27 protein-coding genes are annotated in these 23,959 nt (G+C 67.7%); 23 read left to right on the top strand and 4 right to left on the bottom strand.

Annotation, left to right across the window (positions count from 1 at the left end):
* Nucleotides 1-113: 113 nt before the first annotated feature.
* The 23 genes from ACK3BB_RS15620 (at nucleotide 114) to cysE (ending at nucleotide 19,451) form a co-directional block, all read left to right on the top strand.
* The gene (locus tag ACK3BB_RS15620; RefSeq protein ID WP_428925564.1) at nucleotides 114-347 is read left to right on the top strand and encodes an acyl carrier protein; all 234 of its coding nucleotides are present in this window, start codon (nucleotides 114-116) and stop codon (nucleotides 345-347) included.
* A gap of 161 nt (nucleotides 348-508) precedes the next feature.
* Nucleotides 509-1,045 (top strand): GNAT family N-acetyltransferase, encoded by a 537-nt coding sequence (locus ACK3BB_RS15615; RefSeq protein WP_428925563.1) that lies wholly within the window; start codon nucleotides 509-511, stop codon nucleotides 1,043-1,045.
* Between the two features lie 90 nt (nucleotides 1,046-1,135).
* On the top strand, nucleotides 1,136-2,395 hold the full coding sequence (gene fabF / locus ACK3BB_RS15610; protein ID WP_428925562.1) for a beta-ketoacyl-ACP synthase II: 1,260 nt from the start codon (nucleotides 1,136-1,138) through the stop codon (nucleotides 2,393-2,395).
* The gene (gene mltG / locus ACK3BB_RS15605) at nucleotides 2,395-3,552 is read left to right on the top strand and encodes an endolytic transglycosylase MltG (protein ID WP_428928751.1); all 1,158 of its coding nucleotides are present in this window, start codon (nucleotides 2,395-2,397) and stop codon (nucleotides 3,550-3,552) included. Before fabF ends, mltG begins: the two co-directional genes overlap by 1 nt.
* A 236-nt stretch (nucleotides 3,553-3,788) precedes the next feature.
* Nucleotides 3,789-4,130 carry a hypothetical protein gene (locus ACK3BB_RS15600; protein ID WP_428925561.1) on the top strand — a complete coding sequence of 114 codons (342 nt, stop codon included), beginning with the start codon at nucleotides 3,789-3,791 and terminating at the stop codon, nucleotides 4,128-4,130.
* 76 nt (nucleotides 4,131-4,206) lie between these two features.
* Nucleotides 4,207-5,412: a DNA-packaging protein gene (locus tag ACK3BB_RS15595; RefSeq protein WP_428928750.1), complete on the top strand. Its 1,206-nt coding sequence runs from the start codon at nucleotides 4,207-4,209 to the stop codon at nucleotides 5,410-5,412.
* 367 nt (nucleotides 5,413-5,779) lie between these two features.
* Nucleotides 5,780-6,985 (top strand): phage portal protein, encoded by a 1,206-nt coding sequence (locus tag ACK3BB_RS15590; RefSeq protein ID WP_428925560.1) that lies wholly within the window; start codon nucleotides 5,780-5,782, stop codon nucleotides 6,983-6,985.
* Nucleotides 6,978-7,205, top strand: coding sequence for a GTA head formation protein, RCAP_rcc01685 family (locus tag ACK3BB_RS15585; protein WP_428925559.1), 228 nt, complete (start codon nucleotides 6,978-6,980; stop codon nucleotides 7,203-7,205). The genes ACK3BB_RS15590 and ACK3BB_RS15585 overlap by 8 nt, the downstream gene beginning before the upstream one ends.
* Nucleotides 7,206-7,222: 17 nt before the next feature.
* Entirely contained in the window at nucleotides 7,223-7,780 is a 558-nt protein-coding gene (locus ACK3BB_RS15580; RefSeq protein WP_428925558.1) for an HK97 family phage prohead protease, read from the top strand.
* Between the two features lie 37 nt (nucleotides 7,781-7,817).
* Nucleotides 7,818-8,999 carry a phage major capsid protein gene (locus ACK3BB_RS15575; protein WP_428925557.1) on the top strand — a complete coding sequence of 394 codons (1,182 nt, stop codon included), beginning with the start codon at nucleotides 7,818-7,820 and terminating at the stop codon, nucleotides 8,997-8,999.
* A gap of 250 nt (nucleotides 9,000-9,249) precedes the next feature.
* On the top strand, nucleotides 9,250-9,849 hold the full coding sequence (locus ACK3BB_RS15570) for a head-tail connector protein (RefSeq protein ID WP_428925556.1): 600 nt from the start codon (nucleotides 9,250-9,252) through the stop codon (nucleotides 9,847-9,849).
* Entirely contained in the window at nucleotides 9,846-10,184 is a 339-nt protein-coding gene (locus ACK3BB_RS15565) for a phage head closure protein (RefSeq protein WP_428925555.1), read from the top strand. Before ACK3BB_RS15570 ends, ACK3BB_RS15565 begins: the two co-directional genes overlap by 4 nt.
* A complete protein-coding gene (locus ACK3BB_RS15560; RefSeq protein ID WP_428925554.1) occupies nucleotides 10,181-10,594 on the top strand; it encodes a DUF3168 domain-containing protein in 414 nt (137 codons plus the stop codon). The genes ACK3BB_RS15565 and ACK3BB_RS15560 overlap by 4 nt, the downstream gene beginning before the upstream one ends.
* 26 nt (nucleotides 10,595-10,620) lie before the next feature.
* Nucleotides 10,621-11,034 carry a phage major tail protein, TP901-1 family gene (locus ACK3BB_RS15555; protein ID WP_428925553.1) on the top strand — a complete coding sequence of 138 codons (414 nt, stop codon included), beginning with the start codon at nucleotides 10,621-10,623 and terminating at the stop codon, nucleotides 11,032-11,034.
* A 3-nt stretch (nucleotides 11,035-11,037) separates the two neighbouring features.
* Nucleotides 11,038-11,358 (top strand): gene transfer agent family protein, encoded by a 321-nt coding sequence (locus ACK3BB_RS15550; RefSeq protein WP_428925552.1) that lies wholly within the window; start codon nucleotides 11,038-11,040, stop codon nucleotides 11,356-11,358.
* Nucleotides 11,355-11,588 carry a rcc01693 family protein gene (locus ACK3BB_RS15545; protein ID WP_428925551.1) on the top strand — a complete coding sequence of 78 codons (234 nt, stop codon included), beginning with the start codon at nucleotides 11,355-11,357 and terminating at the stop codon, nucleotides 11,586-11,588. Before ACK3BB_RS15550 ends, ACK3BB_RS15545 begins: the two co-directional genes overlap by 4 nt.
* Nucleotides 11,554-12,213, top strand: a complete 660-nt coding sequence (locus ACK3BB_RS15540) for a phage tail tape measure protein (RefSeq protein ID WP_428925550.1) — start codon at nucleotides 11,554-11,556, stop codon at nucleotides 12,211-12,213. The genes ACK3BB_RS15545 and ACK3BB_RS15540 overlap by 35 nt, the downstream gene beginning before the upstream one ends.
* Before the next feature lie 12 nt (nucleotides 12,214-12,225).
* Nucleotides 12,226-12,858, top strand: a complete 633-nt coding sequence (locus ACK3BB_RS15535; protein WP_428925549.1) for a phage distal tail protein, Rcc01695 family — start codon at nucleotides 12,226-12,228, stop codon at nucleotides 12,856-12,858.
* Entirely contained in the window at nucleotides 12,858-13,745 is an 888-nt protein-coding gene (locus ACK3BB_RS15530; RefSeq protein WP_428925548.1) for a DUF2163 domain-containing protein, read from the top strand. The genes ACK3BB_RS15535 and ACK3BB_RS15530 overlap by 1 nt, the downstream gene beginning before the upstream one ends.
* Nucleotides 13,742-14,212, top strand: a complete 471-nt coding sequence (locus tag ACK3BB_RS15525; RefSeq protein ID WP_428925547.1) for an NlpC/P60 family protein — start codon at nucleotides 13,742-13,744, stop codon at nucleotides 14,210-14,212. The genes ACK3BB_RS15530 and ACK3BB_RS15525 overlap by 4 nt, the downstream gene beginning before the upstream one ends.
* Nucleotides 14,212-18,150, top strand: coding sequence for a baseplate multidomain protein megatron (locus ACK3BB_RS15520; protein ID WP_428925546.1), 3,939 nt, complete (start codon nucleotides 14,212-14,214; stop codon nucleotides 18,148-18,150). The genes ACK3BB_RS15525 and ACK3BB_RS15520 overlap by 1 nt, the downstream gene beginning before the upstream one ends.
* Nucleotides 18,147-18,437 carry a hypothetical protein gene (locus ACK3BB_RS15515; RefSeq protein WP_428925545.1) on the top strand — a complete coding sequence of 97 codons (291 nt, stop codon included), beginning with the start codon at nucleotides 18,147-18,149 and terminating at the stop codon, nucleotides 18,435-18,437. Before ACK3BB_RS15520 ends, ACK3BB_RS15515 begins: the two co-directional genes overlap by 4 nt.
* Nucleotides 18,438-18,644: 207 nt before the next feature.
* Nucleotides 18,645-19,451: a serine O-acetyltransferase gene (gene cysE, locus ACK3BB_RS15510; RefSeq protein WP_428925544.1), complete on the top strand. Its 807-nt coding sequence runs from the start codon at nucleotides 18,645-18,647 to the stop codon at nucleotides 19,449-19,451.
* A gap of 85 nt (nucleotides 19,452-19,536) precedes the next feature.
* Here the strand turns inward: cysE and ACK3BB_RS15505 are convergent, their stop codons facing one another.
* The 4 genes from ACK3BB_RS15505 to ACK3BB_RS15490 all read right to left on the bottom strand — a co-directional run bounded on the left by ACK3BB_RS15505 (nucleotide 19,537) and on the right by ACK3BB_RS15490 (nucleotide 23,870).
* Complete coding sequence (locus ACK3BB_RS15505) at nucleotides 19,537-20,853, bottom strand: pyruvate dehydrogenase complex dihydrolipoamide acetyltransferase (protein WP_428925543.1); 1,317 nt, start codon at nucleotides 20,851-20,853, stop codon at nucleotides 19,537-19,539.
* Between the two features lie 12 nt (nucleotides 20,854-20,865).
* Nucleotides 20,866-22,242, bottom strand: coding sequence for a pyruvate dehydrogenase complex E1 component subunit beta (locus ACK3BB_RS15500; RefSeq protein WP_428925542.1), 1,377 nt, complete (start codon nucleotides 22,240-22,242; stop codon nucleotides 20,866-20,868).
* Between the two features lie 14 nt (nucleotides 22,243-22,256).
* Nucleotides 22,257-23,267: a pyruvate dehydrogenase (acetyl-transferring) E1 component subunit alpha gene (pdhA, locus tag ACK3BB_RS15495; protein ID WP_428925541.1), complete on the bottom strand. Its 1,011-nt coding sequence runs from the start codon at nucleotides 23,265-23,267 to the stop codon at nucleotides 22,257-22,259.
* A 297-nt stretch (nucleotides 23,268-23,564) separates the two neighbouring features.
* A complete protein-coding gene (locus ACK3BB_RS15490; protein WP_428925540.1) occupies nucleotides 23,565-23,870 on the bottom strand; it encodes an FtsB family cell division protein in 306 nt (101 codons plus the stop codon).
* Nucleotides 23,871-23,959: the final 89 nt, after the last annotated feature.

Genomic DNA, 23,959 nt, shown 5'->3' with positions numbered 1-23,959 from the left:
CCCCGGTGTTGCCGGGACAGAGCTGCCCCTTGCAAAGGGGGGCAAAACAGGCCACCCGGTCGGGTACAGGCATCACATCAGGGCAAACCGCCCGGAAGGAATGAGGAACAGACATGAGCGACGTCGAAGATCGCGTGAAGAAGATCGTTGTTGAGCATCTGGGTGTGGAAGAGGACAAGGTGACCGAAAATGCGTCGTTCATCGACGACCTCGGCGCGGACAGCCTCGACACCGTGGAACTGGTGATGGCCTTCGAAGAAGAGTTCGGCATCGAGATCCCCGACGACGCCGCCGAGACCATCCAGACCTTCGGCGACGCGGTCAAGTTCATCAAGGACGCCCAGTAAGGGCGATCCGGTGCCCCGAGGGGCGCGGACGAGGTGGCGCTTTCCCGGCGGGAGGGCGCCATTTTTCGTTTCCCGGCGACGCAGCCCCTTGCAGCGGGCGCCCGGCGGGGACAGGTTGGGGGCGGCAGCACGCCAATCCCGATTTCTCCCGAAAAGACTGCATGATCCGAGCGATTCCGAACATCAACACAGCCAGGCTGACCCTGCGCGCCATGCGGCCCGAGGATTTCGACGGCTTCGCCGCGCTCTGGGCCTCGCCGATCACGGCGCGGCATGCGGCGGGCGGGCCGATGAGCCGGTCCAAGGCCTGGGGCGTGTTCCTGCGGATCACCGGCCATTGGCACATGACGGGCTTCGGCGAATGGGCGATCGAGGACCGGGCCTCGCGCCGGGTGATCGGCCAGGCGGGTTTCCGGTTTTCGGTGAGTGAACTGGGCGAGGATTTCGATGCCTACCCCGAGGCATCGGTGCTGCTTCTGCCCGAGATGCAGGGCCAGGGGCTGGGCGCCGAGGCGCTGTCGGCCGCACATGACTGGTTCGACCGCGTGGTGACCGGCCCGCTGGTCGGCCGGGTGCGCGACACGGACCCCGCCGGCAAGGTGCTGGCGGCACGAATGGGATACGGACGCCTGCGGGTGGTCGAGGACGGGGCCGGGCAGGTGCTTCTGCTCCGGCGCAATTCTCCGCCGGCGGGATGAAAAAAAGGGCCGAACGCGGTTCCCCTTGCCCATGGGCGGGGGGGCGCGGTATGAGCGGTTCGCACAAGAGAGAGAGGCAAGAGGGCTGAAATGCGCAGAGTGGTTGTGACAGGGCTGGGTCTGGTGACGCCCCTGGCAAGCGGTGTCGAAGCCAGCTGGTCGCGTCTGATCGACGGGAAGTCGGGGGCCGGGACCATCACCCGTTTCGACGCGGACCACCTGGCGACGAATTATGCCTGCGAGGTTCCCCGCGGCGACGGGTCGGATGCGACGTTCAATCCGAACGAGTGGATGGAACCCAAGGAACAGCGCAAGGTCGATGACTTTATCCTCTACGGCTATGCCGCCGCCATCATGGCGGTCGAGGATTCGGGCTGGACCCCGGCCGAGAAGGAAGACCGCGAGCGCACGGGCGTGATGATCGGGTCGGGCATCGGCGGGCTGAACTCGATCGCCGAAACCTCGCTGCTGCTGCGTGACCGCGGCCCGCGGCGGGTGTCGCCGTTCTTTATCCCCGGCGCGCTGATCAACCTGGTCTCGGGCCAGGTCAGCATCAAGTACGGGTTCCAGGGGCCGAACCATGCGGTGGTGACGGCCTGTGCGACGGGCACCCATGCCATCGGCGATGCCGCGCGGCTGATCCAGTACGGCGATGCCGACGTGATGGTGGCCGGCGGGACCGAAGCGGCGATTTCCGAGATCGGGATTGCCGGGTTCAACGCCTGCAAGGCCCTGTCGACCAAGTTCCGCGATACGCCCGAAGTGGCCAGCCGGCCCTATGATTCCGACCGTGACGGCTTTGTCATGGGCGAAGGCGCGGGCGTTGTCGTGCTGGAAGAATACGACCATGCCGTGGCGCGCGGGGCCAAGATCTATGCCGAGGTGCTGGGCTATGGCCTGTCGGGCGATGCCTATCACATCACCGCGCCGTCCGAGGATGGCGACGGGGCCGAACGGGCGATGAAGGCGGCGCTGAAATCGGCGCGGCTGGAAGCGGATGCCATCGACTACATCAACGCCCATGGCACCTCGACCATGGCCGACACGATCGAGCTGGGCGCGGTCGAGCGCATCCTGGGCAATGCGGCGGGCAAGGTGACCATGTCGTCGACCAAGTCGTCGATTGGCCACCTGCTGGGCGCGGCCGGGGCCGTCGAGGCGATCTTTTCGATCCTGGCGATCCGTGACCAGGTTGCTCCGCCGACAATCAACCTGGACACGCCGGCCATCGACACGCCGCTGGACCTGGCGCCCAATGCCAAGGTCGAGCGCGAGATCAACATCGTGCTGTCCAACAGCTTTGGCTTTGGCGGGACCAATGCCAGCGTGATCTTCGGAAAGGCTGCATGATGTGGCGCAGCCTGGCGTCCAATGTCCTGACCCTGCTGATCATCGGCCTGTTCCTCGTGGGCGGGCTGGTGCTGTGGGGTCAGGAAAGCTATCGCGCCGAAGGGCCGCTTGAGGCGCCGATCTGCCTGCGGGTGGAACGCGGGTCGAACATGACCCGGGTGTCGAAATCGCTGGTGGACCAGGGCGCGGTGAGCAGCGAGAAGCTGTTCCGCATCGGGGCGGATTACGCGGGCAAGTCGGCTGACCTGAAGGCCGGCAGCTTCCTGGTGCCCGAAGGCGCGTCGATGGAAGAGATCGTCGAGCAGATCACGCGGGGCGGGGCATCGACCTGTGGCACCGAAGTGGTCTATCGCATCGGCGTGACGCGGATCACCGCCCAGGTGACGACCTATGACCCGGCCGAGGGCGGCTTTGTCGTGGCGGCCGAGTTCGATCCGACCGAAGGCACGGCCCTGCCGCAGGAATACAGTGCCGCCCGCGAGGAAAGCGACACGCGTTACCGCATGGTCGTGGCCGAGGGTACGACCAGCTGGCAGGTGGTCGAGGGGCTGAAGGCGATGGACATGCTGGACGGCACCATTGCCGAGGTGCCCGACGAGGGCATGCTGGCGCCCGACAGTTACGAAGTGGTGAACGGCGGCGCGCGCCAGGCGCTTCTGGACGAGATGGAAGCGGTGCAGCTGTTGCGCGTTGGCGCGGCCTGGGAAGGCCGGAGCGCCGATGTGCCGGTCGACAGCCCCGAGGAATTGTTAATCCTGGCCTCGATCATCGAGAAGGAAACCGGCGTTCCCGAAGAACGCGGCCAGGTGGCCAGCGTCTTTGCCAACCGGCTGGAACGGGGCATGCGGCTGCAGACCGACCCGACGGTGATCTATGGCATTACCCAGGGCGAAGGCGTGTTGGGCCGTGGGTTGCGTCAGAGCGAGCTTCGCCGCGCAACGCCTTGGAATACATATGTCATCATCGGCTTGCCGCCGACGCCCATCGCCAATCCCGGCATGGCCAGCCTGGAAGCGGCGGCCAGCCCGCAGGCCACCGATTACCTGTTCTTCGTGGCTGACGGCAGCGGCGGCCATGCCTTTGCCACCACGCTGGACGAGCACAATGCCAACGTGGCCAAGTGGCGCCAGATCGAGGCGGAACGGGCCGGGAATTAACCTTTGCCGCCTCCGGTCGGACCGGGGGTGGTTTTCACGATTTGGTAATCGTTCCGGGCGGTTAGAGCCCGTTGTTGCGCAACGCGTTGACTTTGCGAGCGGACGCAACTATAGATTGTGACATGCTGGACAAGCTGTCGGAAACGGCCCCCGGGGATACCCGGGCGGCCGTTTTTTCGTTTGCGCGTTCGCGACGGGGACAAACCAGAACCGATAACAACCCCAAGAGGCAGACAATGACTCTGATTACCCAACAGGACCTGACCAAGGATACCGAGAGCACGGCCGACCTGCTGCGCGCGCTGCAGGAAAGCCTGAGCGACCTGCGCCGCACGGCGGTGGCGCTGAAACAGAAGATCGACAGCGGCGAGCCCCAGGACCTGGCCGCCGGCGCGAAGGAGATCGCGGCGGTGGATCAGCTTGCCCGAAATTGCATGAAAACGGAGGTGAGCCTTGCTGAAATCTGCAACCGGAAAGCCGGAATCGTGCGCGGGGGATACGCGCTCGACCTTGACGTCGCTCGAGCTGAGATCGGGTGCCGCCTTGGTCGCCTCCGCACCTGCTGCGGCAAGGGCTGAGTTTCTCGACGGGCTTGGGGAGGGCGCGCTTTGCGCCCTTCCTTACCTGTTCGAGTTCTGGGCGCTGGATCACCAGATGCCGCCCGAGGGCGATTGGCGGGCCTGGGTGGTGATGGGCGGCCGGGGCGCGGGCAAGACAAGGGCCGGGGCGGAATGGGTGCGCAGCCGGGTCGAGGGGGCCAAGCCGACCGACCGGGGCCCGTGCCGGCGCATCGCGCTGGTGGGCGAGACCTTCGACCAGGTGCGCGACGTGATGATCTTTGGCGACAGCGGGATCATGGCCTGTTCGCCGCCCGACCGGCGGCCGGACTGGAAGGCCGGGGAGCGCAAGCTGGTCTGGCACAACGGGGCCGAGGCCCAGGCCTTTTCGGCGCATGATCCCGAGGGGCTGCGCGGGCCGCAGTTCGACGGGGCCTGGGTGGACGAGCTGGCCAAGTGGAAGAAGGGCGAGGAGACCTGGGACATGCTGCAATTCGCGCTGCGGCTGGGGGAGGATCCGCGGGTCTGCGTGACAACGACGCCGCGCAACGTGGTTGCGCTGAAACGGTTGCTGGAGACGCCGTCGACGGTGGTGACCCATGCGCCGACCGAAGCCAACCGGGCGAACCTGGCGGCGTCCTTCCTCGAAGAGGTGCGGGCGAGATACGCCGGCACGCGGCTGGGCCGACAGGAGCTGGACGGGGTCATGCTGACGGATGTGAAGGGCGCGCTCTGGACCGGGGCGATGCTGGATGCGGCGTTTGTCGAGCAATTGCCCGAGCTGGACCGGGTGGTGGTCGGGCTGGACCCGTCGGTGGGGGGCAGCGATGCCTGCGGGATCGTGGCCGTGGGGGCCGTGACCCAGGGGCCGCCGCAGGATTGGCGGGCCTATGTGCTTGGCGATTGCACGGTCGATGGGGTGTCGCCCTCGGGCTGGGCGGCGGCGGCGCTGCGGGCGATGGAGCGGTTCGGGGGCGATCGGCTGGTGGCCGAGGTGAACCAGGGGGGGCAGCTGGTGACCGAGGTGCTGCGGCAGGTCGATCCGCTGGTGCCCCTGAAGACGGTGCATGCGGCGCAGGGAAAAGGCGCGCGGGCCGAGCCGGTGGCGGCGCTCTACGAGCAGGGCCGGGTGCGCCATGTGGGCGGGCTGGACCGTTTGGAAGAGCAGATGATGCAGATGACGGTCAGGGGCTTTGAGGGGCGGGGATCGCCGGACCGGGTGGATGCGCTGGTCTGGGCGCTGTTCGAGCTGATGATTGAGCCGGCGGCACGGTGGCGCAGGCCGCGGGCGCGGGTGTTGTAAGAGGGGCCCTTGCCGGAAGTTGGGAAGGTGGCGGGGGCTGGGCCGGATACTTGGGAAGAGAAAGAAGCAGGAGGTGGGGTGCCTTTGCCGGAGGGCGGGACGGCGGTGGAGGTGGGGCCGGGTGTTGCGGTGGGACAGGTTCAGGAGGTGGGATTTGTTGATGGTCGGGTGAATTCCTGACGGGGACGGAGCGGCGGGTCGCGGGGGCGAGCCGCCGTTTTGCTTTTGGGGGCAAGGGGTTGGCGGGGTGTTGCGGGGGCGGCGCGCGGTCTGTTCGAGAAGATTTACCGAAATTGCGGGAAAACCTCCGCGAGCCTGGTTGGCGGCCCGTTCGGGGCGCGAGGGACCGCAGGAAGGAGCATCTGGCATGGTATTCGACTTTCTTCGCCGCGATGGGGGCGCCGGGGCGCAGGCCCGGACGGGCGCAGCGCCGGAGCGCAAGGCCAGCGCGGCCGGATCGCTGGTGGCTTGGCACAGCCAGGGCCGGGTGGCCTGGTCGCCGCGCGATACGGTGTCGCTGACCCGCTCGGGCTTTGTTGGCAACCCGGTGGGCTTTCGGTCGGTCAAGCTGATCGCCGAGGCCGCCGCGGCGCTGCCGCTGGTGCTGCAGGACCGGGTGCGGCGCTATGATTGCCACCCGCTGGTCAGCCTGGTGCGTCGGCCCAACGCGGCCCAGGGCCGGGCCGAGCTGATGGAGGCGCTCTATGGCCAGCTGCTGCTGTCGGGCAATGGCTATGTCGAGGCCGTGCTGGGCGAGGATGGCGCGCCGCTGGAACTTCATGTGCTGAGGTCGGACCGGATGGCCGTGGTGCCGGGGGCGGATGGCTGGCCGGTGGCGTATGAGTATGCGGTGGCCGGCAAGAAGCACCGCTTCGACGTGACCGGCCGGCCGGTGATCTGCCACGTCAAGATGTTCCACCCGCAGGACGACCATTACGGGCTGTCGCCGTTGCAGGCCGCGGCGATGGCCGTCGATGTGCACAATTCGGCCTCGCGCTGGTCGAAATCGCTGTTGGACAATGCCGCGCGGCCCAGTGGGGCGCTGGTCTACAAGGGGGCCGAGGGCCAGGGGCTGATGGGCGACGACCAGTTCCGGCGGCTGTCGACCGAGATCGAGACCTTTCACCAGGGCGCGCGCAATGCCGGGCGGCCGATGCTGCTGGAAGGCGGGTTGGACTGGAAACCGATGGGCTTTTCGCCCAGCGACATGGAATTCCAGAAGACCAAGGAAGCCGCCGCGCGCGAGATCGCGCTGGCCTTCGGGGTGCCGCCGATGCTGCTGGGGATCCAGGGCGATGCGACCTATGCCAATTACCAGGAGGCCAACCGGGCGTTCTATCGCCTGACCGTGCTGCCTCTGGCCACGCGGGTGGCGGCGGCGCTGGCCGACTGGCTGTCGGGTTTCACCGGCGAGATGCTGGAGCTGAAGCCCGACCTGGACCAGGTGCCGGCGCTGTCGGCCGAGCGCGATGCGCAATGGGCGCGGGTGGCCCAGGCCGATTTCCTGTCGGATGGCGAGAAACGCGCGTTGCTGGGCCTGCCTGTCCTGGCCGAGGCGGATGCGGATGGCTGACGACAGGCGCGTCTTCGAGACCTTCGAATGTGCCCCGGGGCTGCGGCTGCAGGCGCATGAGAAGGTCTGCCAGATCCACCACGACATGCTGTGTCAGCGGCTCGACCGGATCGAGGACATGATGACGCGGCTGGAAAAGCGGCTGTGGCTGGCGGTCTACGGGGTGGCAGCGGCCATCCTGGCCCAGGCCTTTCAGTCGATCCTGTCGGTAACCCCCTGAAACCAGGAGAGATGACGATGACCACGGAAATGGGGCTGGAGCACAAGTTCGCCCGGTTCGGAGAGGCGATCGAGGTCGAAGACGGCACGCGGATCGCGGGGTATGCCAGCCTGTTCGGCGCGCCCGACCAGGGCAATGACGTGGTTGCGGCGGGGGCCTATGCGGCCTCGCTGGCGGCGCTGAAGGCAAGGGGCGGGTCGGTCAAGATGCTGTGGCAGCACGACCCTGCCCAGCCGATCGGCATCTGGGACGAGGTGCGCGAGGATGGCCGTGGGCTGTTCGTGTCCGGCCGGCTGCTGGAGAGCGTCGAGAAGGGCCGCGAGGCACGGGCGCTGATCGAGGCCGGGGCCATCGACGGGCTGTCGATCGGCTATCGGACCCGGCGCGCGACCAAGAACGACAAGGGCCAGCGGGTCCTGACGGAACTGGAGCTTTGGGAAGTGTCTCTGGTGACCTTTCCGATGCTGCCCAGTGCGCGGGTGGCGGCCAAGGGCGACGAGCCCGGGGCCGGGGACGCCTTGCGCGAATTGGCGGCGGCCTTCGATGGCGCGCGGCTTGAACTGGCGCGGCGGTGACGCGCTTCAACCCTCACCTGAAAGGAAGGACAGGCCGATGAGCAAGACCGAAGCGCAGGCTGCGGTCGGCGAGGAGATGCCCCTTGTTCACGAGGTGAAGCAGGCGGTGACCGGCTTCGTGAGCGAATTCAAGGGTTTCCAGACCGAAATCGAAACCAAATTGCAACAGACGGAAGAGCGACTGACCATGCTGGATCGTAAAACTCAAATTGCTGCGCGTCCGCAGCTGGCCGGCGCGACGGATGCCGGTGCGCCGCATCAGAAGGCCTTTGACGCCTATGTGCGCAGCGGTGACGACGACGGGCTGCGCGGCCTGGAATTCGAGAGCAAGTCGCTGTCGACGGCGGTGAACAGCGATGGCGGCTACCTGGTCGATCCGGCGACCTCGGAGGCGATCAAGTCGGTCCTGTCCTCGACGGCCTCGCTGCGGGCGGTGGCCTCGGTCGTCAATGTCGAGGCAACGTCCTATGACGTGCTGATCGACCATACCGACGTGGGTGCGGGCTGGGCGACCGAGACCGGCTCGGTGAGCGAGACCGACAGCCCGGTGATCGACCGGATCACCATTCCGCTGCACGAGCTGAGCGCATTGCCCAAGGCGTCGCAGCGGCTGCTGGACGACAGCGCCTTTGACATCGAGGGCTGGCTGGCCGGGCGCATTGCCGACAAGTTCGCGCGGGCCGAGGCGGCGGCGTTCATCTCGGGCGATGGCACCGACAAGCCGCGGGGCATGCTGACCCACACCAAGGTCGACAACGACAGCTGGGCCTGGGATTCGATCGGCTACGTGCCGACGGGGGTCGATGGCGGGGTCGGCACGGGCGATGCGATCATCGAGCTGGTCTATGCGCTTGGCGCGCAATACCGGGCCAATGGCACCTTCGTGATGAATTCGAAGACCGCCGGCGTGGTGCGCAAGCTGAAGGACGGCGACGGGCGGTTCCTGTGGGCCGACGGGCTGGCCGCCGGCGAGCCGGCGCGGCTGCTGGGCTACCGGGTGCTGATCGCCGAGGACATGCCGGACGTCGCCACCGGGTCGTTCTCGATCGCCTTTGGCGATTTCACCGCCGGCTACACCATTGCCGAACGCCCCGACCTGCGCATCCTGCGCGATCCGTTCAGCGCCAAGCCGCATGTACTGTTCTACGCGACCAAGCGCGTGGGCGGTGACGTGTCGGACTTTGCGGCGATCAAGCTGCTGAAATTCGCCACGTCGTAAGCGGCGAAGACGGGGCCGGGTGACCGGCCCCACCAGGCGGGCGCGTGTCGGAAGGTGCTTCACGTCGTCCAGCTGCTTCCCTCCGTCCGAGCGGCGTGGAGCGGCGCGTGCCCGCCTGAGGGTGAAGGGCCCGTGACCGGGCCGGAAGACGGCCGGGCCGGGGATTGCCGGGCCGGAACCGAACCGGGCCGGGACAGCCCGGGACGCGCCGGCCGGGACCCGGGGCGGGATGCAACGCGCGGAGTAATGCATGATGTTGATCGAGGAGACCACCTTTGCCGATGCGGCGCTGCCGGTGGAGGAATTCAAGGCGCATCTGAAGGTCGGGACCGGCTTTGCGGATGACAGCCTTCAGGATCAGACGCTGATCACCTTCCTGCGCGCGGCCATCGCGGCCATCGAGGCGCGGACGGGCAAGGCCCTGCTGGTGCGCGACTGGGCCTGGACCATCTACGAATGGCACAATGCCCTGGGCGAGGTCTTTCCGGTGGCGCCGGTGGGCGCGATCACCGAGATCCGGTCCATCGAGGGCGATGGCGACGAGGTTGTCCTGGCGCCGGGCCTGGTGCGGATCGAGGCCGATACCCACCGGCCGGTTCTGCGGCCCAAGGGCACGCTGCTGCCGCATGTGCCGACCAACGGTTCGGTTGTGCTGCGCTTTTCGGCGGGCATGGCGGCGGATTGGGCCGGACTGCCGGCGGACCTGGCCCATGCGGTGCTGATGCTGGCCACGCATTATTATGAATACCGCGACGACACGGCGCTGAGCGACGGCTGCATGCCGTTCGGCGTGACCAGCCTGATCCAGCGCTACCGCCCGCTGCGCCTGACCCTGGGGGCCGGGCAATGAACCGGCCGCGGCTGAACCGCAAGCTGGTGCTGGAAAGCCCCGACATGGCGGCCGATGGCGCCGGGGGCCTGTCGCGCAGCTGGGTCGAGCTGGGCACGCTATGGGCCGAGGTGGCCGCCCGGTCGGGGCGGGAGCGGGCCCAGGCGGGGCTGCCGGTCTCGCAGATGTCCTATCGCATCGTGGTGCGCGCGGCGCCCATGGGCAGCGACGCCCGGCCGCGCCCCGACCAGCGGTTCCGCGAGGGCGCCCGGGTCTTTGCCATCCGGGCGGTGGCCGAAGAGGACGCGGCCGGGCGCTACCTGGTCTGTTTCGCCGACGAGGAGGTGGCCACATGAGCTATGGCGTGGCGGCCGCCCTGCAGAAGGCGGTCTATGAGCTGCTGGTGACCGATCCGGCGCTGGCCGGGCTGATCGGCACCGGGGTGTTCGACACGGTGCCCAGCGGGCCGGTGCCGCCGACCTACGTGGCGATCGGCCCCGAAGAGGTGCGCGACCGGTCCGACGGGACGGGGCCGGGCGCGGTGCACCGGTTCACGGTGTCGGTGATCAGCGAGGCCGAGGGCTTTGCGACGGTCAAGACGGTGGCCGCGGCGGTGGGCGATGCGCTGAACGGCGCCAGCCCGGCGCTGGACCGGGGCCGGCTGGTGGGCCTGTGGTTCGAACGGGCCTCGGCCCGGCGGACCGGCCAGGCAGAGCGGATCCGGCGGATCGACCTGCGGTTCCGCGCCCGGGTGCAAGACGACTAACCCCCTATTGGAACGGGAGAAATACGATGGTTGCCCAGAACGGCAAGGATCTTTTGATCAAGGTGGACATGACCGGCGGCGGTCAGTTCGAAACGCTGGCGGGCCTGCGGGCGACGCGGATCAGCTTCAACGCCGAAAGCGTCGACGTGACCAGCCTGGAAAGCCAGGGCGGATGGCGCGAGCTGCTGTCGGGGGCCGGGGTGAAATCGGCGGCGATCTCGGGGTCGGGCGTGTTCCGCGACGATACGACCGACGAACGGGCCCGGCAGATCTTCTTTGACGGGATCACTCCGGACTTCCAGGTGATCATCCCCGATTTCGGCATTGTCGAGGGGGCCTTTCAGGTGACCTCGATCGAATATGCCGGCACCCATGACGGCGAGGCGACCTACGAGCTGGCGATGGCCAGTGCCGGGGCGCTGACCTTCTCGGCGGCCTGAGCCATGGCCAATCCCTGGACGGGGGAGGTTGCCCTGGTGATCGACGGGCAGCCGCGGGTGATGAAGCTGACGCTGGGCGCGCTGGCCGAGCTGGAAAGCGCCCTGGGCGAGGGATCGCTGGTCGAGATGGTCCGGCGGTTCGAAGGTGGCGGTTTCACGGCGCGTGACGTGCTGGTGCTGCTGGCTGCCGGGTTGCGGGGCGGTGGCCACGAGATCGGTGCGGCCGAGCTGGGCCGGGCTGATATCGAGGGCGGACCGATGGTGGCGGCACGCGCGGCGGCCGAGCTGCTGGCCCGGGCCTTTGTCCTGCCCGAGACGACGTGACCACGCGGCTGGACTGGCCCGCGATGATGCGGGCCGGCATGCTGGGGCTGGGCCTGAAACCGGCCGAGTTCTGGGCGCTGACCCCGGCCGAATTGCGGCTGTTGCTGGGGCAGACCGGGGCGGCGGCTCCGCTCAACCGTGCGGGTCTGGACGCGCTTCTGGCGGCCTACCCGGACCAAGTGAAGGAAGGCGAGGATGACGGATCTGGACGGGATCGAGGCGCTGGATGACCAGGCCGAGGCGCTTGGCGACAGCCTGGGCAATGCCGCCGGCATGGCGGCAAGTTTCGACAGCGAGCTGCGCCGGGTCAACGCGGCCTTCGCGGCCACCGGCGCGGGGATTGCCGGGCTGGAACGGGGGATGTCCAAGGGCTTGCGGCGGGCCTTTGACGGGGTGATCTTTGACGGGATGAAACTGTCCGATGCGCTGAACACGGTGGCGCAATCCATGATCCAGACGACCTATTCCGCGGCGATGAAACCGGTGACCGACCATGTCGGCGGGCTGTTGGCCAGCGGTGTCGGCAGCCTGGTGAACGCGGCCTTGCCCTTTGCCAATGGCGGGGCCTTTGCGGGCGGGCGGGTGACGCCCTTTGCCAGCGGCGGGGTGGTGTCGAGCCCGGTGGGCTTTCCGATGCGCGGGGGCATGGGGCTGATGGGCGAGGCCGGGCCCGAGGCGATCATGCCGCTGGCGCGCGGCCCCGACGGCAAGCTGGGCGTGCGTGGCGGCGGCGGGGGCACGGTCAACGTGGTGATGAACATCCAGACGCCGGACGCGCAGAGCTTCCAGCGCAGCCAGGGCCAGATCGCCGCGCAGATGAGCCGCGCGCTGAGCCGTGGCAATCGCAATCGCTGAGGAGGGATCCCGATGAATTTCCACGAAGTCCGCTTTCCCGCCTCGCTGAGCTTCGGCTCGGTCGGGGGGCCCGAGCGGCGCACCGACGTGGTGACGCTGGCCAACGGGTTCGAAGAGCGCAACACGCCCTGGGCCCATTCCCGCCGGCGCTATGACGCCGGGCTGGGCATGCGCTCGCTGGACGATATCGAGACGCTGATTGCCTTTTTCGAGGCCAGGCGCGGGCAGATGTACGGGTTCCGCTGGAAGGATTGGTCGGATTACAAGTCCTGCGCGGCCAGTGCGGCGCCGGCCTTTACCGACCAGGTCGTGGCCCTGTCGGACGGGGTCAGCCGCCAGTTCCAGCTGGCCAAGACCTATCGGTCGGGGGCCTTCACCTATGCCCGGCCGATCGCCAAGCCGGTGGCCGGCACGGTGCGGCTGGGCATCGAACAGGACGAGCTGCAGGAGGGCATCGACTATACGCTCGACACGGCCACGGGCCAGGTGATCCTGGCCCATCCGCCGGCGCCGGGACAGCAGATCCTGGCCGGGTTCGAATTCGACGTGCCGGTGCGGTTCGACACCGACCGCATCCAGACCTCGGTGGCATCGTTCCAGGCCGGGGATGCGCCCAACGTGCCGGTGGTCGAGGTGCGGGTCTGATGGCGGGGATGGATGCGGCATTTCGGGCCCACGTGGAAAGCGGGCTGACGACGCTGGCGCGGTGCTGGGCGCTGACCCGGCGCGACGGCGTGACCTTTGGCTTTACCGATCACGATTGCGGGCTGGCCTTCGAGGGTATCGACTTCAAGGCCGATACCGGCCTGTCGGCCCGGGCGTTGCAGCAATCGACGGGCCTGTCGGTCGACAACACCGAGGCGCTTGGCGCGCTGAGCGATGCGGCGGTGACCGAGGCGGATATCGAGGCCGGGCGGTTCGACAATGCCGAACTGCGGGCCTGGCTGGTCAACTGGGCCGACCCGGAGGTGCGCTGGTTGCAGTTCCGGGGCACCATCGGCGAGATGCGGCGGACGGGCGGGGCGTTCACGGCCGAACTGCGCGGGCTGACGGCGGCGCTGAACCGGCCGCTGGGGCGGGTCTATCAGAAACCCTGCACCGCCGTTCTGGGCGACCGGGCCTGCCGGTTCGACACCGGTCAGCCGGGCTATGCCACCGAACGCGAGGTGGCCGAGGTCGAAGAGGCGCGGTTCTTCCGCTGGCCCGACCTGGACGGGTTCGACGCCGATTGGTTCACGCGCGGGCGGCTGGAAGTGCTGAGCGGCGCGGCCCAGGGCCTGTGGGCGGCGATCAAGCGCGACGTGGCGCGCGACGGCGGGCGGGTGATCGAGACCTGGGAGCCGATGCGCGCGCCGGTGGTGGCCGGTGACCGGGTCAGGCTGGTCGCAGGTTGCGACAAGCGGTTTGAAACCTGCCGGCTGAAGTTCAACAACCTGCTGAACTTCCAGGGCTTTCCCGACATTCCGGGCGAAGACTGGGTGATGGCCGTGCCGAAATCGACCCGGCCCAACACGGGTGGCAGCCGGCGATGACGGGATCGGCGGCGGTGGCAGGCACGGTGGATACGGTGGGCACAAGGGTGGTGGAGGCGGCACGCGGCTGGATCGGCACGCCCTACCGCCACCAGGCGTCATGCCGGGGTGCGGGGGCGGATTGCCTGGGCCTGGTCAGGGGCATCTGGCGCGATCTGCTGGGGCCCGAACCGGTGGCCGTGCCGGCCTATTCGATGGATTGGTCCGAGCCGCAGGGCGAAGAGCGGCTGTGGGCGGCGGCCCTGACCCACCTGGTGCCGCTGGCCCGCGACGGCCAGGCGGCGGGCGACGTGATCCTGTTCCGCATGCGGGCGGGATCGGTGGCCAAGCATCTGGGCATCGTGTCGGTGCCCCACGAGAGGTTCATCCACGCCTACAACCGGCGCGGCGTGGTCGAAAGCCCGATGAGCGGCCCCTGGGCCCGGCGCATCGTGGCGCGGTTCGCATTTCCGGAAAGGGACGGCTGATGGCGACTATCCTACTTTCGGCGGCAGGCGCCGCCATCGGCGGGTCCCTGGGGGGCACCGTGGCCGGCCTGTCGACGGCCGTGCTGGGCCGGGCCGTGGGCGCGACCATCGGCCGGGTGATCGACCAGTCGCTGCTGGGTGCGGGGGCCGATCCGGTCGAGACGGGCAAGGTCGACCGGTTCCGCCTGACCAATGCCAGCGACGGCCAGCCGATCACCCAGGTCTATGGCCGCATGCGCGTGGGCGGCCAGGTCATCTGGGCTTCGGATTTCCAGGAAAGCGCATCGACCTCGGGCGGGGGCAAGGGCATGCCCAAGGCGCCCAAGACGACGCGCTACAGCTATTCGGTGTCGATTGCGATTGCCATCTGCGAGGGCGAGATCGAACGGGTCTCGCGGGTCTGGGCCGATGGCGAGGAAGTGCCGCGCGAGGATCTCAACATGCGGGTCTATACCGGCACGCCCGACCAGCTGCCGGACCCGGTGATGGAGGCGATCGAGGGCGAGGGCATGGTGCCGGCCTATCGCGGCACGGCCTACGTCGTGATGGAAGACCTGGCGCTGGAACCCTATGGCAACCGGGTGCCGCAATTCTCGTTCGAGGTGATCCGCGGTGAACAGCCCGGATCGGATTTCCACGACGACGACCCCGAACATGCCGCCCGGGCGGTGGCTCTGATCCCGGGCACCGGCGAATACGCCCTGGCCACGACGCCGGTTTACCTGAAGACCGAGTTCGGCGAACGCCGGGTGGCCAACCTCAACGCCGTCTCGACGGTCACCGACATGGCCTATACGGCCGAGGCGCTCGAAGGCGAATTGCCGGGCTGCAAGTCGGTGTCGATGGTGGTCTGCTGGTTCGGTGACGACCTGCGCTGTGGCGAATGCCGGTTGCAGCCCAAGGTCGAACAGCAGGAGATGGATGGCGAGGGCATGCCCTGGTCGGTCTCGGGGCTGGGCCGGTTCGACGCCGACCTGATCGCCCGGGTCGACGACCGGCCGGTCTATGGCGGCACGCCGTCCGACCAGGCCGTGGTCGAGGGGATCCGCCACCTGCGCGACCAGGGCCAGGAGGTGATGTTCTACCCGTTCATCCTGATGGACCAGATGGAAGGCAACACGCTGCCCGATCCCTGGACCGGGGCCACCGGCCAGCCGCCGCTGCCCTGGCGCGGGCGGGTGACCCTGTCGGTCGCGCCGGGCCGCGCGGACAGCCCCGATGGCACGATTGACGCCGATATCGAGGTCGGCGCCTTCTTTGGCACGGCCTCGGCCGGTGATTTCCAGGTCGGCGACGGCGTGGTGACCTATACCGGCCCCGAGGAATGGAGCCTGCGCCGGTTCATCCTGCATTACGCCGCGCTCTGCGCCGCGGCCGGCGGGGTCGAGGCCTTTTGCATCGGGTCGGAAATGCGCTCGCTGACCCAGATCCGAGGCGCCGGGGGCTTTGCAGCGGTCGAAGAGCTGCGCAGCCTGGCGGCCGAGGTGCGCACGATCCTGGGGCCCGACACCCGGCTGGGCTATGCCGCCGACTGGTCGGAATATTTTGGCTACCAGCCGCAGGACGGCAGCGGCGACCGGTATTTCCACCTGGACCCGCTCTGGGCCGATCCGCAGATCGATTTCATCGGCATCGACAATTACATGCCCCTGTCCGACTGGCGCGAGGGTGAGGACCACCTGGATGCCGGCTGGGGCCATGTCTACAACCCCGAGTACCTGGCGGCCAATGTCGAGGGCGGCGAGGGCTATGACTGGTTCTACCATTCCGACGCCGCCCGGGCGGCGCAGATCCGCACGCCGATCAGCGACGGCGACCATGACGAGCCCTGGATCTGGCGCTACAAGGACATCCGCAACTGGTGGGCCAATGCCCATCACGAACGGATCGGCGGCCAGCGCCAGGCCGCGCCCACCGCCTGGCTGCCCCAGTCCAAGCCGATCTGGTTCACCGAGCTGGGCTGTGCGGCCGTCGACAAGGGCACTAACCAGCCCAACAAGTTCCTCGATCCGAAATCCTCGGAATCGAGCCTGCCGTATTTCTCGACCGGCCGGCGCGACGACCTGATCCAGATGCAATACCTGCGGGTGATGCTTGACTACTGGGCCGATCCCGCGCGCAACCCGATGTCCGAGGAATATGAGGGGCGGATGCTGGATATCGACCGGTCCTTCATCTGGGCCTGGGATGCGCGGCCCTTCCCGGTCTTTCCCAACAATGGCGATCTGTGGTCGGACGGGGCCAATTACCGGCGCGGGCACTGGATTTCCGGGCGGATCGGCGGGCGGTCGCTGGCTTCGGTCGTGGCCGAGATCTGCCGGCGGGCGGGGCTGACGGCCTATGATGTCTCCGAGCTGTGGGGCTATGTGCGGGGTTATGCGGTCGAGGATGTGGGCGATGCCCGGCAGGCCCTGCAACCGCTGATGCTGCGCTACGGCTTTGATGCGGTGGAACGCGACGGTGTGCTGAAATTCGTGCTGCGCGACGGGCGCGGGGCGGTGGCGGTCGAGGCCGATGAGCTGGCCGAAAGCGCCGATGTCCCCGGGCGGCTGGAACAGCGGCGCGAGGCCGAGGCCGAACTGGCCGGGCGGGTGCGCCTGCGTTTCGTCGAGGCCGAGGCCAACCATGACATCGTGGCCGAAGAGGCCGTGCTGCCCGACGATGCCACCCATGCGGTGACGGCCAACGACCTGCCCATGTCGATGACCCGGGCCGAGGGGCGGGCGGTGGCCGAACGCTGGCTGGCCGAGGCGCGGGTGGCCCGTGATACCGCCCGGCTGGCGCTGCCGCCATCGGCCCTGGCCCTGGGTGCGGGCGACGTGATCCGCCTGCCGGTCGAGGCCGGCGAGACACCGGCGCTCTACCGGGTGGACCAGGTCGAGATGACCGACCACCAGGTCATCGAGGCGGTGCGGATCGAGCCGGGCATCTACGAGCCGTCGGACGCGCCCGAAGACCTGCCCAGCCTGCGGGCCTTCGTGCCGCCGATGCCGGTCGAGCCGCTGTTCCTAGACCTGCCGCTCATCCGTGGCGACGAGGTGCCCCATGCGCCGCATCTGGCGGTGACGGGCAATCCCTGGCCGGGGTCGGTGGCCGTTTACGCTTCGGACACGGATGAGGCGTATAGTCTGAGCGAGGTCATCGACACGCGCGCAACGATCGGCGTGACGGAAACGCCTCTGGATGCGGCGCCGGCGGGCCTGTGGGACAATGGCGCGGCGCTTCAGGTGCGGCTTTACAGCGGCACGCTGGAAACCCGGCCCGAGGCGGCCCTGTTCACCGGGGCCAACCTGATGGCCATCGGGGCTGGCAGTGCGGCCGGCACCGGCAATGACTGGGAGCTGTTCCAGTTCCGCGAGGCCGAGCTGATCGGCCCCGATACCTACCTGCTGACCGGGCGTCTGCGCGGACAGCTGGGCACCGACGGGATCATGCCGGACGTCTGGCCGGCGGGATCCAGGGTGGTGCTGCTCGACGGTGTTCCGGGCCAGATCGATCTGGCCGCGGCCGCCCGGCGCATCGCCCGGCACTACCGCATCGGCCCGGCCCGGCGCGGCTATGACGACCCGTCTTATACCCATGTGGTCGCCGCGTTCGACGGAGTGGGCCTGCGACCCTATGCGCCCTGCCACCTTGCCGCCGTGCCAACGGCCGACGGGCTCGAACTCAGCTGGGTGCGACGCACGCGGATCGACGGCGACAGCTGGGAACTGGACGACGTTCCGCTGGGCGAGGACAGCGAGACATACCGGATCCGCATCCGGGCGGGACAGACGATCCTGCGCGAGGCAACGGCGGACCGTCAGGGATGGAGTTACGCAGCGGGTGATCTTTCGGCGGACCTGGCCGCGGGGGCCGACGCCTGGGAGGTCGCCCAGATATCGCAACGCTACGGGCCCGGGCCCTATGCCCGATGTGCCCTGACGGAGGCACCATGAGACCCATCCTGCACGGAGACGTAAGCGACGCGGCCCGCGTCTTGCTGGCCGCGCCAGACGAAGGACGAGAACGGCTGTGTCGCCGGATGATCGCGGAGGCCGATGCGGCGCTTGTCCATGTGAACCTGACCGGCACCCTGCACCCGGCCTGGGGCAACGGCTCGCTGACATCGGCGGCCCGCAAACGGCGCTTGGCGCCGGCGCCATGGGGCGGCGATGCGGATTACTGCCGGTGCATGGAAACGGTGCTGGCCTGCCTGATCGAACATGACGTGGCCGGCCATTGACGGGGTTCTGACGGGGCATTGAACGGCCATGCAGAGTGGCGCCTTGTTCGCCGTGCCGCCCGGGCCAGGGGTCAATTTTCCGGGAAACACCGGCCGGACCGAGACATTGGTCCTATTTTGCTGCGTGATCCGGACCATCACGGATTTGCGTTTTGGGAAAACTCGCTTATGTGCCTAACCTGTGGTCCAACCCAGGGAGAGTGACCCATGGCCGAACCGAAGTCCAAGATCGCCCGCGTGGACCCCGTATGGGATGAGATCACCCGCGATGCCCACCAGGCCGTCCGCGACGAGCCGCTGATGGGCGGGTTGATCCATGCCTGTATCCTGCACCATCGTTCGCTGGACCGCGCGCTGAGCTATCGGTTCGCGGCCAAGCTCAGCTCGAACGAGATGTCGATGGTCATCCTGCGCGAGATCGCCGACCAGGCCTTTGAGGCCGACCTGTCGCTCGTCGAAAGCGCCCGGGCCGACCTTGTGGCGATCTATGAACGCGATCCGGCCTGCCACCGGCTGTTGCAGCCGGTGCTCTATTTCAAGGGGTTCCAGGCCGTGCAGGCCTATCGCGTGGCCCATTGGCTGTGGCAGCAGGGCCGTCACGACCTGGCCTATTTCGTGCAGATGCGCGTGTCGGAGCTGTATTCCATCGACATTCACCCGGCGGCGACCGTGGGCAAGGGCATCATGATCGACCATGCCCATTCCATCGTCATCGGCGAGACCGCCAGCGTCGGCGACAATGTCTCGCTGCTGCACAGCGTGACCCTGGGTGGCACCGGCAAGGAAGACGGTGACCGGCACCCCAAGATCGGCAATGGCGTGCTGATCGGGGCGGGGGCCAAGGTGCTGGGCAATATCACCGTCGGCCATTGCTCGCGCGTGGCGGCGGGTTCGGTTGTCCTGCAGGACGTGCCGCCCTGCAAGACGGTGGCCGGCGTGCCCGCCCGGATCGTGGGCGAAGCCGGTTGCGACCAGCCGTCGGTCAAGATGGACCAGATGTTCCACGGCAAGTGATCGCGGGCCCCGTCTGACGCTCCAGCCGGGCGAGCAACAAAAAAGCCACCCCGAAGGGTGGCTTTTGTCGTTTCTGTACAGGGGCTTATGCCAGCATCAGCAGCGGGCTTTCGATGTTCTCGGCAATCGCCTTGAGGAACTCGGCCCCCAGCGCGCCGTCGATCACCCGGTGATCGACTGACAGCGTCACCGACATCACCGTGGCCACGCTCAGCTCGCCATCCTTGCCCACGACAGGCTTCTTGACCCCGGCACCCACGGCCAGGATCGACCCGTGCGGCGGGTTGATGACGGCGTCGAAATTGTCGATGCCGAACATGCCCAGGTTGGAAATGGCAAAGGACCCGCCCTGGTATTCATGCGGCGCCAGCTTGCGGTCGCGCGCACGGGTGGCCAGATCTTTCATCTCTGCCGACAGGGCCGACAGCGATTTCTGGTGGGCATCGCGCAGGACCGGCGTGAAGAGCCCGCCTTCGATAGCCACGGCCACGGCGACGTCCGAGGGCTTGAGCTTGATGATCCGGTCACTGGCCCAGACGGCATTGGCCTCGGGAACCGCCTGCAGCGCCAGGGCGCAGGCCTTGATGATGAAGTCGTTGACCGACAGTTTCACGCCCTTGTCCGCCAGCTGGCCATTCAGCTCGCCCCGGAATTTCAGCAGCGCGTCGAGCTGGATGTCGCGGCGCAGGTAGAAATGCGGGATGGTCTGCTTGGCCTCGGTGAGGCGGGCGGCGATGGTCTTGCGCATGCCGTCGAGCTTGACCTCTTCGGTCTCGCGGTCGGCATACATCTTGATGACGGCGTCGGTCGACGGCCCGGCCGGTGCGGCGGCGGCTGCCGCGGCGGGGGCAGGGGCCGCGGCTTCGGCCTTGGGCGCGCTGGCCGCCGGGGCGGCGCTGGCGCCTTCGACATCGGCCTTCACGATCCGGCCATGGGGGCCCGAGCCCTTGATGCCGGCCAGGTCCAGCCCCTTCTGGGCCGCGATGCGGCGGGCCAGGGGCGAGGCAAAGATCCGGCTGCCATCGGCGGCGGCGGGGGCCGCCGGGGCGGGTGCGGCGCTGGTCGCGGGCACCTCTTCGGTCTCTTGCGAGACCGCCTCGGCCGAGGTGGGCGAGCTGGCCGCCGGGGCAGGGGCGTCGGCGATGTCGTCGGCGCTCTCACCCTCTTCCAGCAGCACGGCGATGGGCGTGTTGACCTTCACGCCTTCGCTGCCTTCGGCGATCAGGATCTTGCCGATGACGCCTTCGTCGACGGCTTCGAATTCCATCGTCGCCTTGTCGGTCTCGATCTCGGCCAGCAGGTCGCCCGACGACACGGTGTCGCCTTCCTTGACGAGCCACTTGGCCAGCGTGCCCTCTTCCATCGTCGGCGACAGGGCGGGCATCAGGATTTCGGTAGGCATCGCACTAACTCCTTACCGATAGGTGACTTTTTTGACGGCTTCGATCACCTCGTCGGTGGTCACCAGCGCCAGTTTCTCAAGGTTGGCCGCGTAGGGCATGGGCACGTCCTTGCCGGTGCAGTTGATCACCGGGGCATCGAGGTAATCGAAGGCCCGTTCCATGATCGTCGCCGACAGGTGGTTGCCCATCGATGCCACCGGCCAGCCTTCTTCGACGGTCACGCAGCGGTTGGTCTTCATGACCGAGGCCAGGACGGTGTCGTAATCCAGCGGGCGCAGGGTGCGCAGGTCGATGACCTCGGCGTCGATGCCGTCCTCGGCCAGTTTCTCGGCCGCTTCCATGGCATAGGTCATGCCGATGCCAAAGCTGACGATGGTCACGTCATTGCCCGACCGGGCGATGCGCGCCTTGCCGAAGGGGATGGTGAAATCGTCCATGACCGGCACGTCGAAGGATTTGCCGTAGAGGATCTCGTTTTCCAGGAAGACCACCGGGTTGGGATCGCGGATGGCGCTTTTCAGCAGGCCCTTCGCATCGGCGGCAGTGTAGGGCATGACGACCTTGAGGCCGGGCACCTGGGCATACCAGGCCGCGTAATCCTGGCTGTGCTGGGCGGCCACGCGGGCGGCGGCGCCGTTCGGGCCGCGGAACACGATGGGCGAGCCCATCTGGCCGCCGGACATGTAGAGCGTCTTGGCCGCCGAGTTGATGATCTGGTCGATCGCCTGCATGGCGAAGTTCCAGGTCATGAATTCCACGATGGGCCGCAGCCCGCCCCAGGACGCGCCGACGCCGATCCCGGCAAAGCCGTGTTCGGTGATCGGCGTGTCGATCACGCGCTTGGCGCCGAATTCGTCCAGCAGGTTCTGGGTGATCTTGTAGGCGCCCTGGTATTCGGCCACCTCTTCGCCCATCACGAAGACCGTCTCGTCGCGGCGCATTTCCTCGGCCATGGCCGAGTTGAGCGCTTCGCGCACGGTCATCTTCTGCAGCTCGGTGCCCTCGGGCCAGTCGGGGCTGGTGTCGGGCTGGGGCGCTTCGGGCGCCTTGGCCGCGGCGGGGGCCGGGGCAGGCGCCTCTTCGCTCTCTTGCGAGACCGCCTCGGGCGCCGCAGCCGGCGTGGTGTCGATGTCGTCGGCGCTTTCGCCTTCTTCCAGCAGCACGGCGATGGGCGTGTTGACCTTCACCCCTTCGCTGCCTTCGGCGATCAGGATCTTGCCGACCGTGCCTTCATCGACGGCTTCGAATTCCATCGTCGCCTTGTCGGTCTCGATCTCGGCCAGGATGTCGCCCGACTTGACCGTGTCGCCTTCCTTGACCAGCCACTTGGCCAGGGTGCCTTCCTCCATCGTCGGAGAGAGGGCGGGCATGAGAATTTCGGTTGCCATGGTCTGTCTCCTCCTCAGGCGTTCTGCGGTGCGACATCGGTGATGATGTCGGTCCAGAGTTCGCCCGCACCCGGTTCGGGGCTTTCCTTGGCGAATTCGGCCGAGGCATTGACCACCGCCTTGATGTCCTTGTCGATCGCCTTGAGATCGTCTTCGGTTGCATGTCCGCCGGTCAGAAGCAGGTCGCGCACATGTTCGATGGCGTCCTTCTCGTCGCGGATCTTCTGCACTTCCTCGCGGGTCCGGTACTTGGCCGGGTCCGACATGGAATGGCCGCGGTAGCGGTAGGTCTTGACCTCGAGGATGTAGGGCCCGTTGCCCTCGCGGCAGTGTTTCACCGCCTTCATCCCGGCCTCTTTCACGGCCAGCACGTCCATGCCGTCGACCGCCTCGCCGGGGATGCCAAAGGCCTCGCCCCGGGTGTGGATGTCGGCCGACGAGGTCGAGCGTTTCTGGGCCGTGCCCATGGCATATTGGTTGTTCTCGATGACGAAGATGACCGGCAGCTTCCACAGCGAGGCCATGTTGAAGGTCTCGTAGACCTGGCCCTGGTTGGCCGCGCCGTCGCCGAAGTAAGTAAAGGTCACCCGGCCGTTGTCGAGATATTTGTCGGCAAAGGCCAGCCCGGCACCGAGCGGGACGTTGGCGCCGACGATGCCGTGGCCGCCGTAGAAATGCTTGTCGGTCGAGAACATGTGCATCGACCCGCCCTTGCCCTTGGAATAGCCGCCTTCGCGGCCGGTCAGCTCGGCCATCACGCCGTTGGGGTCCATGCCGCAGGCCAGCATGTGGCCGTGGTCACGGTAGGTCGTGATGCGCTTGTCGCCTTCCTCGGCCGCGGCTTCCAGCCCGACGACCACGGCTTCCTGGCCGATGTAGAGGTGGCAGAAGCCGCCGATCAGACCCATGCCGTAGAGCTGGCCGGCCTTTTCCTCGAATCGCCGGATCAGCAGCATGTCCTTGTAAAAGGCCTTGAGCTCGTCTGCTGAAACGTTTGGTTTCTTTGTGGTTCTCCGGGCTGCCATCGGCTGTGCTCCCCTCCGCAGAAGAAATAGTTCAACGTTAAACTATCTATTATCGCAAATCCCACGCGCAAGCGAGGGTTAATGTGACGCGGCATCGGCATGCCCCGTCTGCGCTCAGTTCATGGGGGAAGCTAGTGCCATGATTTGGCTGACAAGGGGGGATTTCAGGACCCCTGGCCCGGTGGCCGGCGGCGCAGGCCGTGCGGATCGGGCGGTGGCCGGGGGCGACGATCGGTGGCTGGTCGGAAGGATCAGAGAAAGGTGATCGAAAGGATCAGCGGATGGTGGTCGTAGGGATCAGCGGATGACGATCTCGTCGGCGCGCAGCAGGCCCAGCACGTTGCGGGCCTGTTCGTCGAGCAGGTCGAGATCGAGATAGGTGTCCGACAGCCGGCGGGTCAGGTTGTCCATCCGCTCGACCTCGGCGTTCAGCCGGTCCAGGTCGGTCCTCAGCGCTTCGGCCTCGGCGGCGATCTCGACCCGGCGGAACAGCCCGTAATCCCCCTGCACGGCGGCAAAGGTGAAATAGATCCCCAGCGCGAAGGCCAGGGTGAAATAGATCAGCGCGCCAAAGGACGGTCGGTTGCTGCGGGGTACGCTCATGTGCCTCTGTGCCCGGATTGTTCTTGTTGGGCTTGGCCCAGTATCGCACAGGCGATTCGCCTTGTGAATCCCCTATTTGCGCCCCTGCC

It is taken from the genome of Marinibacterium sp. SX1 (genome assembly GCF_050389775.1).
GTDB lineage: Bacteria > Pseudomonadota > Alphaproteobacteria > Rhodobacterales > Rhodobacteraceae > Marinibacterium.
Note: the sequence above shows the minus strand (reverse complement) of the source record. Positions and strands in the feature narration are given on the sequence as shown.